Annotated in this window: 13 protein-coding genes; 5 read left to right on the forward strand and 8 right to left on the reverse strand. The window is 70.6% G+C overall.

Annotated elements, in window-relative coordinates:
- Window positions 1-9 precede the first annotated feature (9 nt).
- The 6 genes from malQ to IW249_RS32450 form a co-directional block, all read right to left on the reverse strand.
- On the reverse strand, window positions 10-2,085 hold the full coding sequence (malQ, locus tag IW249_RS32425) for a 4-alpha-glucanotransferase (RefSeq protein WP_196924268.1): 2,076 nt from the start codon (window positions 2,083-2,085) through the stop codon (window positions 10-12).
- Window positions 2,086-2,231: 146 nt separating this feature from the next.
- A complete protein-coding gene (locus tag IW249_RS32430; protein ID WP_196920513.1) occupies window positions 2,232-3,311 on the reverse strand; it encodes an IS110 family RNA-guided transposase in 1,080 nt (359 codons plus the stop codon).
- Window positions 3,312-3,680: 369 nt separating this feature from the next.
- Window positions 3,681-4,889, reverse strand: coding sequence for an ABC transporter ATP-binding protein (locus IW249_RS32435; RefSeq protein ID WP_196924269.1), 1,209 nt, complete (start codon window positions 4,887-4,889; stop codon window positions 3,681-3,683).
- Window positions 4,890-4,899: 10 nt separating this feature from the next.
- Window positions 4,900-5,736: a carbohydrate ABC transporter permease gene (locus tag IW249_RS32440; RefSeq protein ID WP_196924270.1), complete on the reverse strand. Its 837-nt coding sequence runs from the start codon at window positions 5,734-5,736 to the stop codon at window positions 4,900-4,902.
- A 1-nt stretch (window position 5,737) separates the two neighbouring features.
- Window positions 5,738-6,721 (reverse strand): carbohydrate ABC transporter permease, encoded by a 984-nt coding sequence (locus tag IW249_RS32445; RefSeq protein WP_307788782.1) that lies wholly within the window; start codon window positions 6,719-6,721, stop codon window positions 5,738-5,740.
- Window positions 6,718-8,004, reverse strand: coding sequence for an ABC transporter substrate-binding protein (locus IW249_RS32450; protein ID WP_196924271.1), 1,287 nt, complete (start codon window positions 8,002-8,004; stop codon window positions 6,718-6,720). The genes IW249_RS32445 and IW249_RS32450 overlap by 4 nt, the downstream gene beginning before the upstream one ends.
- A 382-nt stretch (window positions 8,005-8,386) precedes the next feature.
- Here IW249_RS32450 and IW249_RS32455 point away from each other — a divergent pair, with 382 nt between their 5' ends.
- Window positions 8,387-8,710 (forward strand): hypothetical protein, encoded by a 324-nt coding sequence (locus IW249_RS32455; protein ID WP_196924272.1) that lies wholly within the window; start codon window positions 8,387-8,389, stop codon window positions 8,708-8,710.
- A complete protein-coding gene (locus IW249_RS32460; RefSeq protein WP_124858603.1) occupies window positions 8,707-9,105 on the forward strand; it encodes a hypothetical protein in 399 nt (132 codons plus the stop codon). Before IW249_RS32455 ends, IW249_RS32460 begins: the two co-directional genes overlap by 4 nt.
- Window positions 9,106-9,123: 18 nt before the next feature.
- Here the strand turns inward: IW249_RS32460 and IW249_RS32465 are convergent, their stop codons facing one another.
- Window positions 9,124-9,381, reverse strand: coding sequence for a flavin reductase (locus IW249_RS32465; protein ID WP_231394574.1), 258 nt, complete (start codon window positions 9,379-9,381; stop codon window positions 9,124-9,126).
- 277 nt (window positions 9,382-9,658) lie between these two features.
- Here IW249_RS32465 and IW249_RS32470 point away from each other — a divergent pair, with 277 nt between their 5' ends.
- Genes IW249_RS32470 through IW249_RS32480 form a run of 3 tightly spaced genes read left to right on the forward strand, consistent with a single transcriptional unit; the run spans window position 9,659 to window position 11,353 of the window.
- Window positions 9,659-10,459: a helix-turn-helix domain-containing protein gene (locus IW249_RS32470; protein ID WP_196924273.1), complete on the forward strand. Its 801-nt coding sequence runs from the start codon at window positions 9,659-9,661 to the stop codon at window positions 10,457-10,459.
- Complete coding sequence (locus IW249_RS32475) at window positions 10,453-10,635, forward strand: DUF397 domain-containing protein (RefSeq protein WP_196925063.1); 183 nt, start codon at window positions 10,453-10,455, stop codon at window positions 10,633-10,635. The genes IW249_RS32470 and IW249_RS32475 overlap by 7 nt, the downstream gene beginning before the upstream one ends.
- 13 nt (window positions 10,636-10,648) lie before the next feature.
- Window positions 10,649-11,353, forward strand: a complete 705-nt coding sequence (locus tag IW249_RS32480) for a VOC family protein (protein ID WP_196924274.1) — start codon at window positions 10,649-10,651, stop codon at window positions 11,351-11,353.
- Between the two features lie 313 nt (window positions 11,354-11,666).
- On the opposite strand, the gene IW249_RS32485 is transcribed toward IW249_RS32480, so the two are convergent.
- A complete protein-coding gene (locus IW249_RS32485; protein ID WP_196924275.1) occupies window positions 11,667-13,511 on the reverse strand; it encodes an AfsR/SARP family transcriptional regulator in 1,845 nt (614 codons plus the stop codon).
- Window positions 13,512-13,836 lie beyond the last annotated feature (325 nt).

A 13,836-nucleotide genomic window follows, 5' to 3' on the forward strand; every position in this document is an offset into this window, starting at 1 on the left:
CCGGCCGCGTCACTCGTCGGCGGCCGGCGTCGGGGCGGCCGGTCGTGGGCGGGCGGCGCTGAGCAGGTCGACGATGCGGGCCACCCGGGGGTCCACGCGGATCTGCGCCACGCTCGCCGGCAGCGGCAGCCGCCAGTTCGGATACTCGTCCACAGTGCCCGGCATGTTGGGTTGGCGCACCTCGCCCAGCACGTCGTAGAGGGAGACGCCGAGCAGTCGGGTCGGGCTGGCCGCGAGCGCGGCGTGCATGGCCACCACCACCTCGCCGTCGTCGGGCTCCGCCGTCGCCGTCGCCGTCGCCGTCGCCTCAGGCAACGCCGGATCGGCATCCGTCCTTTGCTCTGCACCCGCGGAGGCGACAGTCACGGTCGGTAGCTGCGGTGTCGGCTCGGGCAGCAGGTTCTCAGCCCGCAGCATCGTGAGCAGCCGGTCCCGGTCGGCGGCGGCGCGGGCCCGCTCCACCGCCACGTCGGTGCCGAGCAGCTTCAACTCGTCGCGTACCCGCACGTGCTCACCGGTCAGGAAGCCCGGCGCGGTGGGCAGGTCGTGGGTGGAGATCGTGGCGAGGGCGTTGCGCGGCCACCGGGCCGGCGGGACGAAGTCACCGACCTCGTCGCGTGCGAACCACAGCACTGTCGAGCCGAGCATGTTGCGCCCTCGCAACCCCCGGGTCACCGCTGGTTGGACAGTGCCGAGATCCTCACCGACCACCACCGCGCCGGCCCGGTGCGCCTCCAACGCGAGGATGCCGAGCATCGCCTCGGCGTCGTAGCGCACGTAGGTGCCCTCGGCTGCGCCGCCGCCCGGCGGCACCCACCACAGCCGCCACAGGCCGGCGACGTGGTCGACCCGCAGGCCACCCGCGTGCCGCAGGGTGCGGCGCAGCATGTCCCGGTAGGCGGCGTAGCCGGTGGCGGCGAGCCGGTCCGGACGCCACGCGGCGAGCCCCCAGTCCTGGCCGAGCTGGTTGAAGTCGTCCGGCGGCGCGCCGACCCGCACACCCTGGGCCAGCACGTCGGCGAGCTGCCACCCGTCGGCGCCGCCCGGGTCGATGCCGACGGCCAGGTCGTGCACGACGCCGACCGGCATCCCCGCCGAGCGGGCCGCCGCCGTGACGGCGTCGAGCTGCTCGTCGCAGAGGTGTTGCAACCAGGCGTGGAAGGCGACCCGGTCGGTGAGCTGCCGACGCTGCTCGGCGACCGCCGGGGCGTCGGGGTGGTGCAGCTCCGCCGGCCAGGCACGCCAGTCGTTGCCGTGCCGCTCGGCGAGTGCGCACCAGGTGGCGAAGCTGGCCAGCGCCGGGTCCGCGGCAAGATCCACCGGCTGGGCGTACGGGTGCAGCAACTCCAGGGCGCGTCGCTTGGCGGCCCACACCTCGTCGTAGTCGATCAGGGGCCCCCGGTCGGGACGCAACGCGTCGACCACCGCACGGGTCGCCGGGTCCGCCGCCCGGTACGCGGCGGTGTCGCTGACCCGCAGGTAGAGCGGATTGACGAAGCGTCGACTGGCCGGCGAATACGGTGAGGTGGCCACCGGGTGCGCCGGCCCGACCGCGTGCAGCGGGTTCAGCAGCACCAGCCCGGCCCCGGTGTCACCGGCCCACCCGGTGAACTCGGCGAGGTCACCAAGGTCGCCCATGCCCCAGGAACGCTCCGAGGTGAGCGCGTAGAGCTGGAGCATCCACCCCCAGCTCGACGGCGGCACCGGCAGTCGGCGCGGCACCACCACCAGTGTCACCTCGCGGTCGGCGCAGGCCAGCCGGTGCCACCCCAGCGGCAGGTCCGCTGGCAGCTCACCGTCGACCGCACGACGGCGACCGTCCTCCAGTGTCACCACCCCCGGGCCGGGCAGCGCCCGGCTGCGCCCGTGGGTGAGCACCACCGTCTCCGGCAGGGCGTTCCGGTCGACCGCACGGGCGGCGGCGAGCGCGTCGGCGATCGCCGCCGGGCTGGTGGCGTCCACGCCGAGCAGCCCCAGCACCCCCACCACGGTCTCCGGTGCGACAGCGACGCGGCGGTGCCGCCAATCCTCGTACCAGGTGGAAACACCGTGCGCGTTGGCCAGCGCGGCCAATCGTCGGTTCATCCGTTCCCCCGCTTCACGACGAAACCTGCGACCACCCTGCCACGCCCGCCCCCACACCGCAGGGCACGCGCCCCCGCCCGCACCCCGGCCCCGCTCCGCGCCGCGCCCCGCGCGCCCCCACGGCGCCGATCTGTGAGTGGGGGTTGTCAAGGGGTGCGGTGGTGGGTGGTGATGGTGCGGTAGAGCTGTCGGGCGATGTAGCGCTTGAGGCAGCGGTTGATTTCTCTGGTGGTGCGGCCTTGGGCGCGGCGTCGGTTGATGTAGTCGCGGGTTTCGGGGTGGATGCGGCGGCGGGTCAGGGCGATGGTGTGTAGGGCGCTGTTGAGGGTTCTGTCGCCGCCGCGGTTGAGGCGGTGTCGGTCGGTGCGGCCGCTGGCGACGGGTATGGGGGCGGCGCCGGCGAGGGTGGCGTAGGCGGCTTCGGAGCGGACGCGGCCGGGGTGTGACCAGGCGGTGAGGGCGATCGCGGCGGTGACGGGTCCGACTCCGGGTTGGTCGAGCAGGGGTGGGCAGAGTTCGGTGACGAGGGCGCGGAGGCGTCGGTGGTTGTCGGCCAGTGCGGCGTCGAGGGTGTGGATGTGACGGGCGAGGGTGCCCAGTTCGCGGCGGCGGGTGTGTTCCTCGGTGGGCAGGTGGGTGCTCTCGGGTAGGTCGAGGGCGGCCAGGCGGGCGATCTGGTGGGTGGTGCTCAGCCCGCGTAGGGCGTGGCGCAGGGCGTCGTCGGCGGTCAGGATCAGCGCTTTGACCAGGTTGACCGTGGCGGTGCGCGTGTCGCTGTGGTGGCGGCGGCAGACCAGCAGCAGACGCAGCGCTTCGCGTGGTCCGTCGCTGCGGGGCACAGCGATATGGTCGGTGGACAGTGCCAGCACCGCGTGGGCGGCGGCGACCGCGTCGAGTTGATCGGACTTCCCGCCCCGGCGGCGGGCCGCCGGGGCGGGTTTGGGTGCCTCGCAGACCGGTTCACCGGCAGCGCTCAACAGCCGGCACAGTCCCTGACCGTGCGCCCGGGTGCCCTCTACCGCCCACAACCGGCGCCCGTCCGGCGGGGTGTGCGCGGCGGCGAAGGCCACCAGCTGGCTCAACCCGTCCGGGTCGGTGGACACGGTGACCTGCGCCAGCACCGCCCCGAACCGGTCGAGCACGGCAGCGGTGTGCGTGTCGGTATGGGTGTCCACCCCCACCACCACGTCATAGCGATCCGTGACCCGCTCTACGATCTGTGCCATCTCGGGTTGTTGCTCCTTTGCCAGTGACGACCGGGACAGTCGGCGTCGGCTCGGGATGCAGTCACCTCGGCGGCAAATCTGTGATGGGCCACGTGTGCTCGCACGGGCAGGCTTCTGATCAGGCCAGCAAGGTGGGCCGGGCCGGCGCCGACGACCACCTGGGGACAGGTCTTGCACAAGGCACACCCGCACTCCGAGCGGCCGGATCGGCAATGAGCCACCCAAGCGATCATCGACGCCGAACCTAGCGGCAACCAGCCGAACCGATCACCACATACATAGAAGCGTCTTGCACTTTCTGTCCCGACACAAGGGGCAATCCGCCCCATACCGACAACCGAAAGTGCAAGATCGGCGCGAAATGGACCGTCAGTCGGCGAGCGCTCCGGCGGCTCGGCCCTCGTGCAGGGTCAGGTTGCGGCCGTTGGCCGGGTCGAACAGGTGGATCTTCTCCAGGTTGAACCAGACCCGCCGGGACTGCCCCTCGGCGACCGGCGACTCGGCGGACAGCCGGGTCACCAGGTTGCCGCCGGCGCCGGCGAAGTCGGCGGCGCCCGCGTCGGCGGCCAACTCCTCCAACTCGGCGGCGCTGGCCTTCTCACCCTCGACGGTGAAGTAGACGTACTTGTCCGAACCCATCGACTCGACGATGTCCACAGGCGCCTCGAACTCCATGCCCCGCCGACGGGTGTCGTCGTCGACCAGTTCGGCGTCCTCGAAGTGCTCGGGACGGATGCCGAGGATCAGCTCGCGGGGGGCGTCGGCCGACTCCAACTCCCGGCGGACCCGGTCACCGATCGGCACCTTCCCCAGGGCGGTGTGCAACTCGCCGTCCTGCACGGCGGCGTGCAGGAAGTTCATCGACGGCGAGCCGATGAAGCCGGCCACGAAGAGGTTGCGCGGGTGGTCGTACAGCTCCTGTGGTGGCCCAACCTGCTGCACCGCACCCCCGCGCATGATCACCACGCGGTCGCCGAGGGTCATCGCCTCGGTCTGGTCATGGGTGACGTAGACGGTGGTGGTGCCGAGCTGCTTCTGCAGGCGGGACACCACGGTGCGCATCTGCACCCGCAGCTTGGCGTCGAGGTTGGACAGCGGCTCGTCCATCAGGAACGCCTTCGGCTGGCGGACGATCGCCCGACCCATCGCCACCCGCTGACGCTGGCCACCGGAGAGGTTGGCCGGCTTGCGGTCCAGCAGCGAGGTCAACTCCAGCACCTTCGCCGCCTCGTCGACCTTGCGGTCGATGGTCTCCTTGTCGAGCTTCGCCAGCCGCAACGGGAACGCCATGTTCTCCCGCACCGTCATGTTCGGGTACAGCGCGTACGACTGGAACACCATGGCGATGTCCCGGTCCCGTGGGGCCTTGTCGTTGACCCGCTGCCCGGCGATGCGCAGCTCACCGGAGCTGATGTCCTCCAGCCCGGCGATCATGTTGAGGGTGGTGGACTTTCCGCAGCCCGAGGGCCCGACCAGGATCACGAACTCGCCGTCGGCGATCTCCAGGTCGACGTCCTGCACGGCGACGGTCCCGTCCGGGAAGCTCTTGCTCACCTTGTCCAGCACGATGTCAGCCATGACTACCCACCTATCCCTTGACTGCGCCGGAGGTCAGACCGGACACGATGCGACGCTGGAAGAAGAGGACGAAAAGAATGATCGGCACGGTGATCACCACGGCGGCGGCGCAGATCGCCCCGGTGGGGTCCTCGAACTGCGACTCGCCGGTGAAGAACGACAGGGCGACCGGCACCGTGCGGGACCGCTCGGTCGAGGTCAGCGAGATGGCGAACAGGAAGTCGTTCCAGCAGAAGATGAAGACCAGGATCGCCGTGGTGAACAGCCCAGGCGCGGCCAGTGGCGCGATCACCCGCCGGAACGCCTGCCCCTGGGTGGCGCCGTCCATCTTCGCGGCCTTCTCCAGATCCCACGGGATCTGCTTGAAGAACGCCGACAGCGTGTAGATCGCCAGCGGCAGCGCGAAGGTGATGTACGGCAGGATCAGCCCGGGCCAGGTGTCGAAGATCTTGAGTTGACGCTCGATCTCGAACAGCGGCGACACCAGTGACACCTGCGGGAACATCGCGATCAGCAGGGAGACCCCGACCAGCAGCTTCTTACCGGGGAAGTCCAGCCGGCTGATCGCGTACGCGGCCATCGCGCCGAGCACCACAGCGATCAGCGTGGCGATCAGCGCGATGCCGATCGAGTTGACCAGTGCCCGGACGAACTGGTCGGTGTCGAAGATGGTCCGGTAGTTGTCCAGCGTCCATTCCCGGGGGATGAAGTTCCCGTCGGTGAGGGTGGCTGGCGTCTTGAACGACAGCGACGCGATCCACAGCACCGGGACCAGCGCGAAGACGACCACGAGGACGTCGAGCAGACCCCAGCGCAGCTTTGCCCTGGTAGTGGTTTCGACAGCCATGTCAGCGCCTCTCTCCGTCGTCGCTGCCCGGGGCAGCGGTGCCGAACAGCTTCACGAAGACGAAGGCGATGATCGCCACGGTGATGAAGATCAGCACCGACATCGTCGAACCGATGCCGAGGTTGAGGCCCCGGATCAGGTTGTTGTAGGCGAGCATCGACACCGACGAGGTCTCGTTGCCGCCGGCGGTCAACACGAAGATGTTGTCGAAGACCCGGAACGCGTCCAGGGTGCGGAACAGCAACGCGACCAGGATCGCCGGCTTCATCACCGGCAGCATCACCTTCGTGAACTTCTGCCAGGCGGTCGCGCCGTCGGTGGAGGCCGCCTTGAGCAGGTCCTCCGGCACCAGCGCCAGCCCGGCCATCAGCAGCAGCGCCATGAACGGGGTGGTCTTCCAGATCTCCGCCAGCATGATGATCGCCAGGGAGCTGGCCCGTTCGGTGAGCGGCGCGCCGTCGCTGAACAGGTCGGCCAGGTAGCCGGTTCCGGGCGTCCAGGCGTACCGCCAGGAGAACGCGGCGACCACTGTGACGATCCCGTACGGGATCAGCGCCGAGGTCCGGACCAGGCCGCGGCCGACCAGCGTGCGGTGCATGATGATCGCCAGGCCCATGCCGAGCACCAGTTCGACGGCCACGGTGACCACAGTGATCAGCATGGTCACCCCGAACGCGGTCCACCAGAACTCGTTGGTGAGCACCGTGACGTAGTTCTCCAGCCCGATGAACTCACGCTGGTCGGGGAAGCGCAGGTCGAAGCGCTGCAACGACAACCACACCGAATAGATGATCGGGTACGCGGTCACCGCGATCATGACCAGCGCGGCCGGCGCGCAGAGCAGCAGACCGAGCCGGCGTTCGGCCTTCTTGTTCTCACTCAGTGGGGGCTTGCGACGACCGCCGCGTTGCTTCGGCACGGCGGCGGGCCGGCGGGTCTCCTCGACGGCGACATCGGCGCCGGTCGGGGTGGCGTTGATGCTCACGGCAGGACCCCCTTGGACTGGAGGGCGTCGGCGATGGCGCCACGCAGCTCGTCGGCGGTCTGCTGCGGACGGATCCCGGACGGCGGCGACAGGATCGCCGACATGACTGTGGAGATGCTCTGGTAGGCGGGGGTCAGCGGACGGGTCGCCGGCTCCTTCAACTCCTCCAGGATGGTGTCCTTCATCGGGTACGCCTCGGTCATCTCCGGGTCGTCGAAGACCGCCTCGATGGTGGGCGGCACGCCGTCGTTGATGGCGGAGAACTTCTGGTGCTCGGCGCTGCGGATGCACCGGGCCGCCTCGAAGGACTGCTCCGGGTGCTTGGAGTAGGAGCTGACCGCCAGGTTGACCCCACCGATGGTGACCTTGCTGGGGGTGCCCTCGTCGACACCCGGGATCCGGGCCCAGCCGACCTGCTTGGCCAGCTCCGGGTTGGCCTCCTGAAGGGCCGGGTAGACGAACGGCCAGTTCACCTGGAACGCGCCCGCGCCGGACTGGAACTCCAGCCGGACCGGGTCCTCGGTGGCGTTGCTGAACGACGGCGAGGTCACGCCCGACGTGGCGAACTTCTTCAGCTGCTCCAACGCCCGGACCGTGCCGTCGTCCATGACGGCCTTCTTGCCGTCGTCGCTGAGGATCTTTCCACCGGCGCTCTCGGCCAGGGTGTTGTAGAGGACGACCAGACCCTCGTACTGCGCGCCCATGGTGAGCACCTGGTACGGCTTGTCCTGGTCCTTGAGCTGCTGGGCCGCGCTGATCATCTGGTCCCAGGTGGTCGGCGGCTGCGGCACCAGGTCCTTGCGGTACCAGAGCAACTGGACGTTGGTGTTCTTCGGCGCCGCGTACAGCTTGTCCTCGTACCGGGCGGTGTCCAACGGCCCGGCGAGGGTGCCCTGCTCGACCTCGGCCTTGTCCTGGCCGGTCCACTCACGGATCCAGTCGGCGCTGGCGAACTCCTGCGTCCAGGTGACGTCCAGCCCGAGCAGGTCCATCCCGCTGTCCTCGGCTGCCAACCGGCGCACCATCTGCACCCGCTGGTCGTCGGCCTGCCGGGGCAGCACCCGGTAGGCGATCTCGTAGCGCCCCTGGGCCTGCGCGTTGCAGTCGTCGACGACCTTCTGCAGGTTCTGCTCAGGTGGGTAGTACAGGTTGATCGTCGGTGGGCCGCCGGCGTCGTCAGCGCCGCATGCGGCCAGCGGCGCGACGAGTGCCAGCGCGGCAGCCGCCGCCCCCAGCCGAACAACCGGCCGGCGTCGGTGTCGAGCCGTTTCGGGGTCCGTCATCGCCCTCCCCCTCTCCTCGGCGAAAGACCGGGGAGGGGCATCCGTGCCCCGGCGCACGGCGAGCCGTCTCCGAGTCGGCTAGCTGCGGAAACTCCGGCCCGGATGCTCTGTAGCGGCTACTCTGCCCCGCCCGTGAAGTCGCGAAACCTGGCTGTCACACCGGGAGTGCGCACAGCGACCAGCCATCGGAGCCCCGCGCCGACGGCCCCGCACTTGATCGACTCGGCTTTCTGGAAGTCGCGCAGTCACCACGCCAGGGAAGCCCCGCCTTTCACGAAGGCGAGTCGATCACGCTCCGAGACGCGGGCCGGAAGACCGCAGGCCCAGACGACACGGGCCCAAGCGTCAAGGCGCAACAGTATGACAGGTGTAAGCTGCACGTATGACAGAGCCTCAGCGCCGCTTCACGATCTCCGTCCCGCCGGATGTGAGTCAGATCCTGGAGAGCCAGGGCAACCGCATGGCCAGTGCCTACGTCACGGAGTCGGTGCGTCGGCGTAAGCGGGTGGAGCAGCACAAGGAGTTGTTGCTCGCCGCCGGCATTCACGTCACCGAGCAGGGTGTGGCCGAGGCTCGGGCCCGCCGCCTAGGCGTAGAGGCTGAGTGGTCTGCGGAGCGGTTCGAGGCGGAGCGCGCCAAGATCCGCGCCGCCATGGAGGCCGAGATGAACGGTGACGATACTGCGCCCCGCGCCGACGCCGCATGACCTCGGAGACAACACCACCAGTCCGGCTCATCCTGGACCGGTCGGCCCTGCTGGGATACGCCGTCCTCCGGACGGTGCACGTCGGCGAGCCCGTCCACGAGGTCATTGAGGACGGGGTGCGGTTCGGGGTGCCGGTGGTAGCAGCGACCGAAGCGTTGACCATGGCGACCGGCAAGGACCTGGCCCTACTGCACAAGCTGCTGGCCCTGACTTCCTGCGCGCTGCTGCCCGAGCAGGCGGAGGATCTACCGGAGCTGACCTTCTGGCAGCGCAGGACCCGCCGTTTCGACCTGGCCGCAGCCGCCGTGGCGGGCCTGACCCACGACGCCGCGGTGCTGACCAGTGAGGGGCCCGGATACTCCGACGGGGTGCCACTGATCCACTTTCCGGGATGAACCACGGCGGGCCGAGCGTCAACCGCGGGCTCTGGCCCAGGAGAGGAAGCGCTCGGTCATCCTGGTCGGTGGATGGTCCGGGTGGAGTTGGGTGAGCTGGTTCGTCGCCTCGTGCATCAGGGTGCCGAGGTAGATCAGCAGCGCGGTCCGGCTGGTCCGGTACTCCGTCAGTAGTGCGAGCTTGGCCGGCTGGCAGGGCCACTCGGTGCCACAGTTGCGGCACCGCCACAGCGGGCGCATGGCGACGTGCGGTACGGGCGGGCGGACCACCATCATCGCCACCGCGCCGAGGGCTGCTGGCCTGTCGGGGTGAGCACGTCGACCTCCTCCGGGATGGGGAAGGGGCCGCTCCCGCAAGGGGGAAACGGGAGCGACCCCGGAAGGCAGGGCCCGCCGCCGCCATTCCGGCCACCAGCGGACCCGCCGCTGGTGACAGTGTGGTGATGAGGCGACTACCGTCGATACGTGCTCGCGCCATTCGTGCAGCTCAGCGGTCCAGGTGAGCACCTATGACGGACACGCCGAGCCTGACTGAGCGAAGGTTGGGGAATCGATGGGGACCGTCACCGACTACGTGCTGGAGGAACTGCGCCTGTTCCGGATGGGGTTCGGGCTCAGTCAGGACGACTTCGGCAGGGGCATCGGTTACTCGGGTTCGCACGTCAGCTCGGTGGAGACCGGCGGGCGACCGCCCACGAAGGAGTACATGAGGGCGGTCGACACCCACCACCAGACCGGCGGACGCTTCCTCCGCATGCTGGACGGGTTGGCCCGGCTCGACGCCGAGCCGGCCTGGCTGCGCGAGTGGATCGAGTTCGAGCGGGAGGCGACCACGCTGCGCTGGTTCGAGTTGGCCTACGTGCCGGGCCTGCTCCAGACCGAGCGGTACGCCCGCGCAACGTTGGCCGGTGGCCGGTTCGACGCCGAGGACGTGGACCGGATCGTCGCCGCAAGGCTGGAGCGCCAGGCGATCCTGCACCGCCCGCGCCCGCCGCAGCTCATCGCCGTACTGGACGAGGCGGTGCTGCGCCGGCCGGTGCTCGACCAGCCGGGGCTCATGGTCGAGCAGTGCGAGCACCTGGCCCAGTTGGCGGCGGCGGAGCATATCCAGGTGCACATCGTGCCGACGGATGCTGGGATGTACCTGGGGATGGGCGGTCAGTTCATCATCGCCGAGCTGCCCGACGGTGAGCGCGTGACCTACGCGGACAACCAACTCACCGCGCAGATCGTCGATGCACCAACCGACGTCGCTAAGCTGGCGAAGACGTGGGAGATCGTGCGGAACGAGGCGCTCCCCCGCCGACAGTCAACCGAGCTGATCAAGGAAGTGGCGAAGTCATGGGCATGCTGACCCCACAGTGGCGAAAGTCGACCCGGTCCGGCGGCAACGGCGGCGCCTGTGTCGAGGTCGCCGACAACCTGCCGAGCGTGGTGCTGGTGCGCGACACCAAGGACCGCGACGGCGGCACCCTGCACGTCGACCCGACGGCCTGGAAAGCGTTCATCAACTACGCCAAGCAGCACTGAGCCACCCAGACCGATGATCGCGCGCTTCAAGGATCTCTGTCTGGACGCCACCGACCCGCTCGCTCTCGGCGCCTTCTGGGCCCGGATGCTCGACGGTGACGTGGCCGATGCCGGTGACGACGACACCCGGGTGGACCCGCGCTCGGCACGCTCGAACGCCGAGTCGATCTGGGTGAACAAGGTGCCCGAGCCTCGGGTCGGCAAGACTCGCGTACACCTGGATCTGCGGTTGGCCGGTGCGCAGCCGGCGGCGCTGCTCGCGGACGGCGCCCGACTGGTTCGCGAACCGGCCGGCGACGCCACCTGGTGGGTGTTGGACGACCCGGAGGGCAACGAGTTCTGCGCGTTCCCGGCGCGGGAGGGCACCCGACCGGGCCCGTTCGAGCTGGTCGTGGACTCGGCCGACCCGGCGGCGCAAGCGACCTGGTGGGCCGGGGTGGTCGGCGGTACCGTCGAGCACGAGTCGAGCACCTCGTCGGTGGCCGGTGCGTCCGGGTTCCCCTGGGACTACTGGGTGTTCGTCGGGGTGCCCGAGCCCAAGACGGTCAAGAACCGGCTGCACTGGGACGTCGACATGGTCGACCCGGAGCCGATGGCGCTGATCGCGGCGGGCGCGACCCTGCTGAGTGAGCCGCTCGACGAGGCGCACTGGTGGTGGGTGCTGGCCGACCCCGAGGGCAACGAGTTCTGCGCTTTCGCACCGCGTCCCACCCAGTGAGCGGCGGAGCTACCCAGCGCCGGCCGGTTGCATTAGCGTTTTCATAGCTCCGCTGCCAGCGCATACGCCGTCGACGTCGATACGCCTCCGGCCGACCCCCACCCGCCCGTTCGGTTGGTTCTCGCGGGAACTCCCTCCCCCGGTCCACCGGTTGGGCAGGATCGTCCGCAACGAGGTCTGCCAGCGGCTGCTCGACGAGACCCGCTCCGGGCTACCCCGACATCGCGGCCGGCTTCAACCCGGACATGGACGAGTTCTGCCGGGTCGCGGTGGCGATCGTCCGCGCCGACCACGGCTGATCGCCAACCGGCGCTCAGGCGGCGACCGGATCGACCCGCCAGCCGGTCAGCGGGTGCGCGGCGAGCAGCGCTGGCGGGCCGGCCAGCTCCGCCGCGTAGTCGCGCACCAACGCCGGCAGACGGTAGCCGCCCGGATCGGTCCGCTGGGCCAGGTGCGCGTCGACCAGCTCCTCCAGCGCGTGCCGCGCCCGCTGCGCGGAGACGCCGAGCCGAGCCGCCGTCCGCTCGGGCAGCGCGGGCGCGTCCGGTGACTCGCCGAGCAGCTTGAGCAGACGACCGATCAGCTCGTCGCCGGAGCGCAGCGCGGCGACCCCGAGGGCCAGGCTCGACCGCACCGACTGGTCCTCGTAGACCAGCAGGTCCAGCCGATCACGGCGGTCGCGCAACTGGTCGACCAGCGCCGCCACCGAGAGGTCCGGCCGACTGGCCAGCCGCGCGCCGGTGATCCGCAGCGCCAGCACCGAGCCGGCGCAGAGCCGCACCAGCTCGGCCGTGGCGGCCGGTTCCGCCTTCAGCCGGTCGGCGCCGCTGAACGCGGCGACCAACGCCCGCGCCCCCACCGCGCCGACCGGGCCGAGGGCCACCCGCCGCACACCGTCGAGGCTGCGCAGCTGCCGCTGGCCGACGACGATCAGCGCCGGGCCGGGCCCGGCCGGGATCAGTGGCCGCACCTGCTCCGCCCCGGTGACCCCGTCGACCACCAGCAGAAGACGGTGCCCGGCAATCCGGGAGCGGACCCAGCCGGCCCGTTCGTCGACGCTGGCCGGCACCTCGGCGGCCGGCACCCCCAGCGCGCGCAGCACCCGGGCCAGCACCTCGTCGGCCGTCACCGTCGCCTGGTAGCCGAGGTCGACGAAGACCTGTCCCTCCGGGAAGTCGGCGGCCACCGCGTGCGCCGCGCGCACCGCCAGCGCACTCTTGCCGCTGCCCGCCGGCCCGCTGACCACCACGGCGGCCGGCGTCGCGCCGGTCACGGCCGCGACCACGTCCGCCACCTCGGGCGTACGACCGACAAAGGTGACCAGGTCGGCCGGCAGCTCGCGGGGGACCCTGACCGCGGCCGGGGTGACCGGGACGGCCGCAGCGACGACGATCGGGGTGGCCTGCGGAACGTGGGCCAGGTCGGGTGACCGGTCGAGCACGGCCCGGTGCAGCCGGGCGAGATCCTCGCCCGGGTCGATGCCGAGCTGCTCCTGCAGGGTGGCGTGCGCGTCCCGGTAGGCGGTTAGCGCGGCGGGCACCTCACCGCACCGGTAGAGCGCCAGCATCAGCTGCCCCCAGGCCCGCTCGCGCAGCGGGTGGGCCGCGAGGTGCCGCCGGACCTCCGACAACAGCGGCCGGTGCTCACCGACGGCCAGCCGTGCCTCGGTCAGCTCCTCGAAGACCTGGAGCCGCTGCTCGTCGAGGCTCGCCCAGCGGTTGTCCAATGCGGTCCCGCGGGGGAGGCCGTCGCCGGCCTGGCCGCCACGCCAGCAGTCCAGGGCCGCGCGCAGCGGGTCCGCGGCGGCGTCCGGCTCGCCGCCGACCAGCAGGCCACGCCCCTCCCCCGCCAGCCGCTGGAACTCGGTGATGTCCAGCTCGTCCGGTCCCAGGTTCAGCTCGTACGCGTTGGGACGGGCGATCAGCCGGTCGCCGAGCACGCGGCGCAGCGCCGCGGCGTGCGACCGGAGGTTGGCCACCGCGGACGCCGGGGGCTCCTCCGTCCACACCATCCCGGTCAGCCGGGCCAGCGAGACGGGATGGTTGGCCTCCAGGGCGAGCCCGGCGAGCACCGCGCGCCGTTTCGCCGGGCCGGGTGTGGCGATCCGGCCGTCGACGCTCAGCTCCACTGTGCCCAGTAGCCGGATCTGAAGTTGCATGTCGTAGCTCCCCCGTTGCACCTTGAGCGCGCTCAGGCTAAACGGACATCGGAGCAGGTAACAAGCGATTCGACCGCTCGGCTATTGTGACGAGAGCCAATGTCCTGAGACGGCGTGTCAGCGTAACGAGATCCCGTCGGCAAACGCTCCCACAGGTGCTCGCTCTCGACCTGCGACATCGATGGTCATCGTCGCATCGGTGGCCCGCGGCACCGGTCCTACCCCGTCCCGAGAGGCGGGAAACCCGCCATGACGACCGGACCAATGTCCGGCGCCGGATCGTCCCATCAGCACACACCGCCGACGGCCCCACCGCCAACTCGCC

Source organism: Micromonospora vinacea (genome assembly GCF_015751785.1).
GTDB classification, from domain to species: Bacteria; Actinomycetota; Actinomycetes; order Mycobacteriales; family Micromonosporaceae; genus Micromonospora; species Micromonospora vinacea.

Excerpts from the sequence above, each read along its gene's own strand:
- malQ (WP_196924268.1), bottom strand. The coding sequence starts at position 2,085 with ATGAACCGACGATTGGCCGCGCTGGCCAACGCGCACGGTGTTTCCACC.
- IW249_RS32430 (WP_196920513.1), bottom strand. The coding sequence starts at position 3,311 with ATGGCACAGATCGTAGAGCGGGTCACGGATCGCTATGACGTGGTGGTG.
- IW249_RS32435 (WP_196924269.1), bottom strand. The coding sequence starts at position 4,889 with ATGGCTGACATCGTGCTGGACAAGGTGAGCAAGAGCTTCCCGGACGGG.
- IW249_RS32440 (WP_196924270.1), bottom strand. The coding sequence starts at position 5,736 with ATGGCTGTCGAAACCACTACCAGGGCAAAGCTGCGCTGGGGTCTGCTC.
- IW249_RS32450 (WP_196924271.1), bottom strand. The coding sequence starts at position 8,004 with ATGACGGACCCCGAAACGGCTCGACACCGACGCCGGCCGGTTGTTCGG.
- IW249_RS32455 (WP_196924272.1), top strand. The coding sequence starts at position 8,387 with ATGACAGAGCCTCAGCGCCGCTTCACGATCTCCGTCCCGCCGGATGTG.
- IW249_RS32460 (WP_124858603.1), top strand. The coding sequence starts at position 8,707 with ATGACCTCGGAGACAACACCACCAGTCCGGCTCATCCTGGACCGGTCG.
- IW249_RS32465 (WP_231394574.1), bottom strand. The coding sequence starts at position 9,381 with ATGATGGTGGTCCGCCCGCCCGTACCGCACGTCGCCATGCGCCCGCTG.
- IW249_RS32470 (WP_196924273.1), top strand. The coding sequence starts at position 9,659 with ATGGGGACCGTCACCGACTACGTGCTGGAGGAACTGCGCCTGTTCCGG.
- IW249_RS32475 (WP_196925063.1), top strand. The coding sequence starts at position 10,453 with ATGCTGACCCCACAGTGGCGAAAGTCGACCCGGTCCGGCGGCAACGGC.
- IW249_RS32480 (WP_196924274.1), top strand. The coding sequence starts at position 10,649 with ATGATCGCGCGCTTCAAGGATCTCTGTCTGGACGCCACCGACCCGCTC.
- IW249_RS32485 (WP_196924275.1), bottom strand. The coding sequence starts at position 13,511 with ATGCAACTTCAGATCCGGCTACTGGGCACAGTGGAGCTGAGCGTCGAC.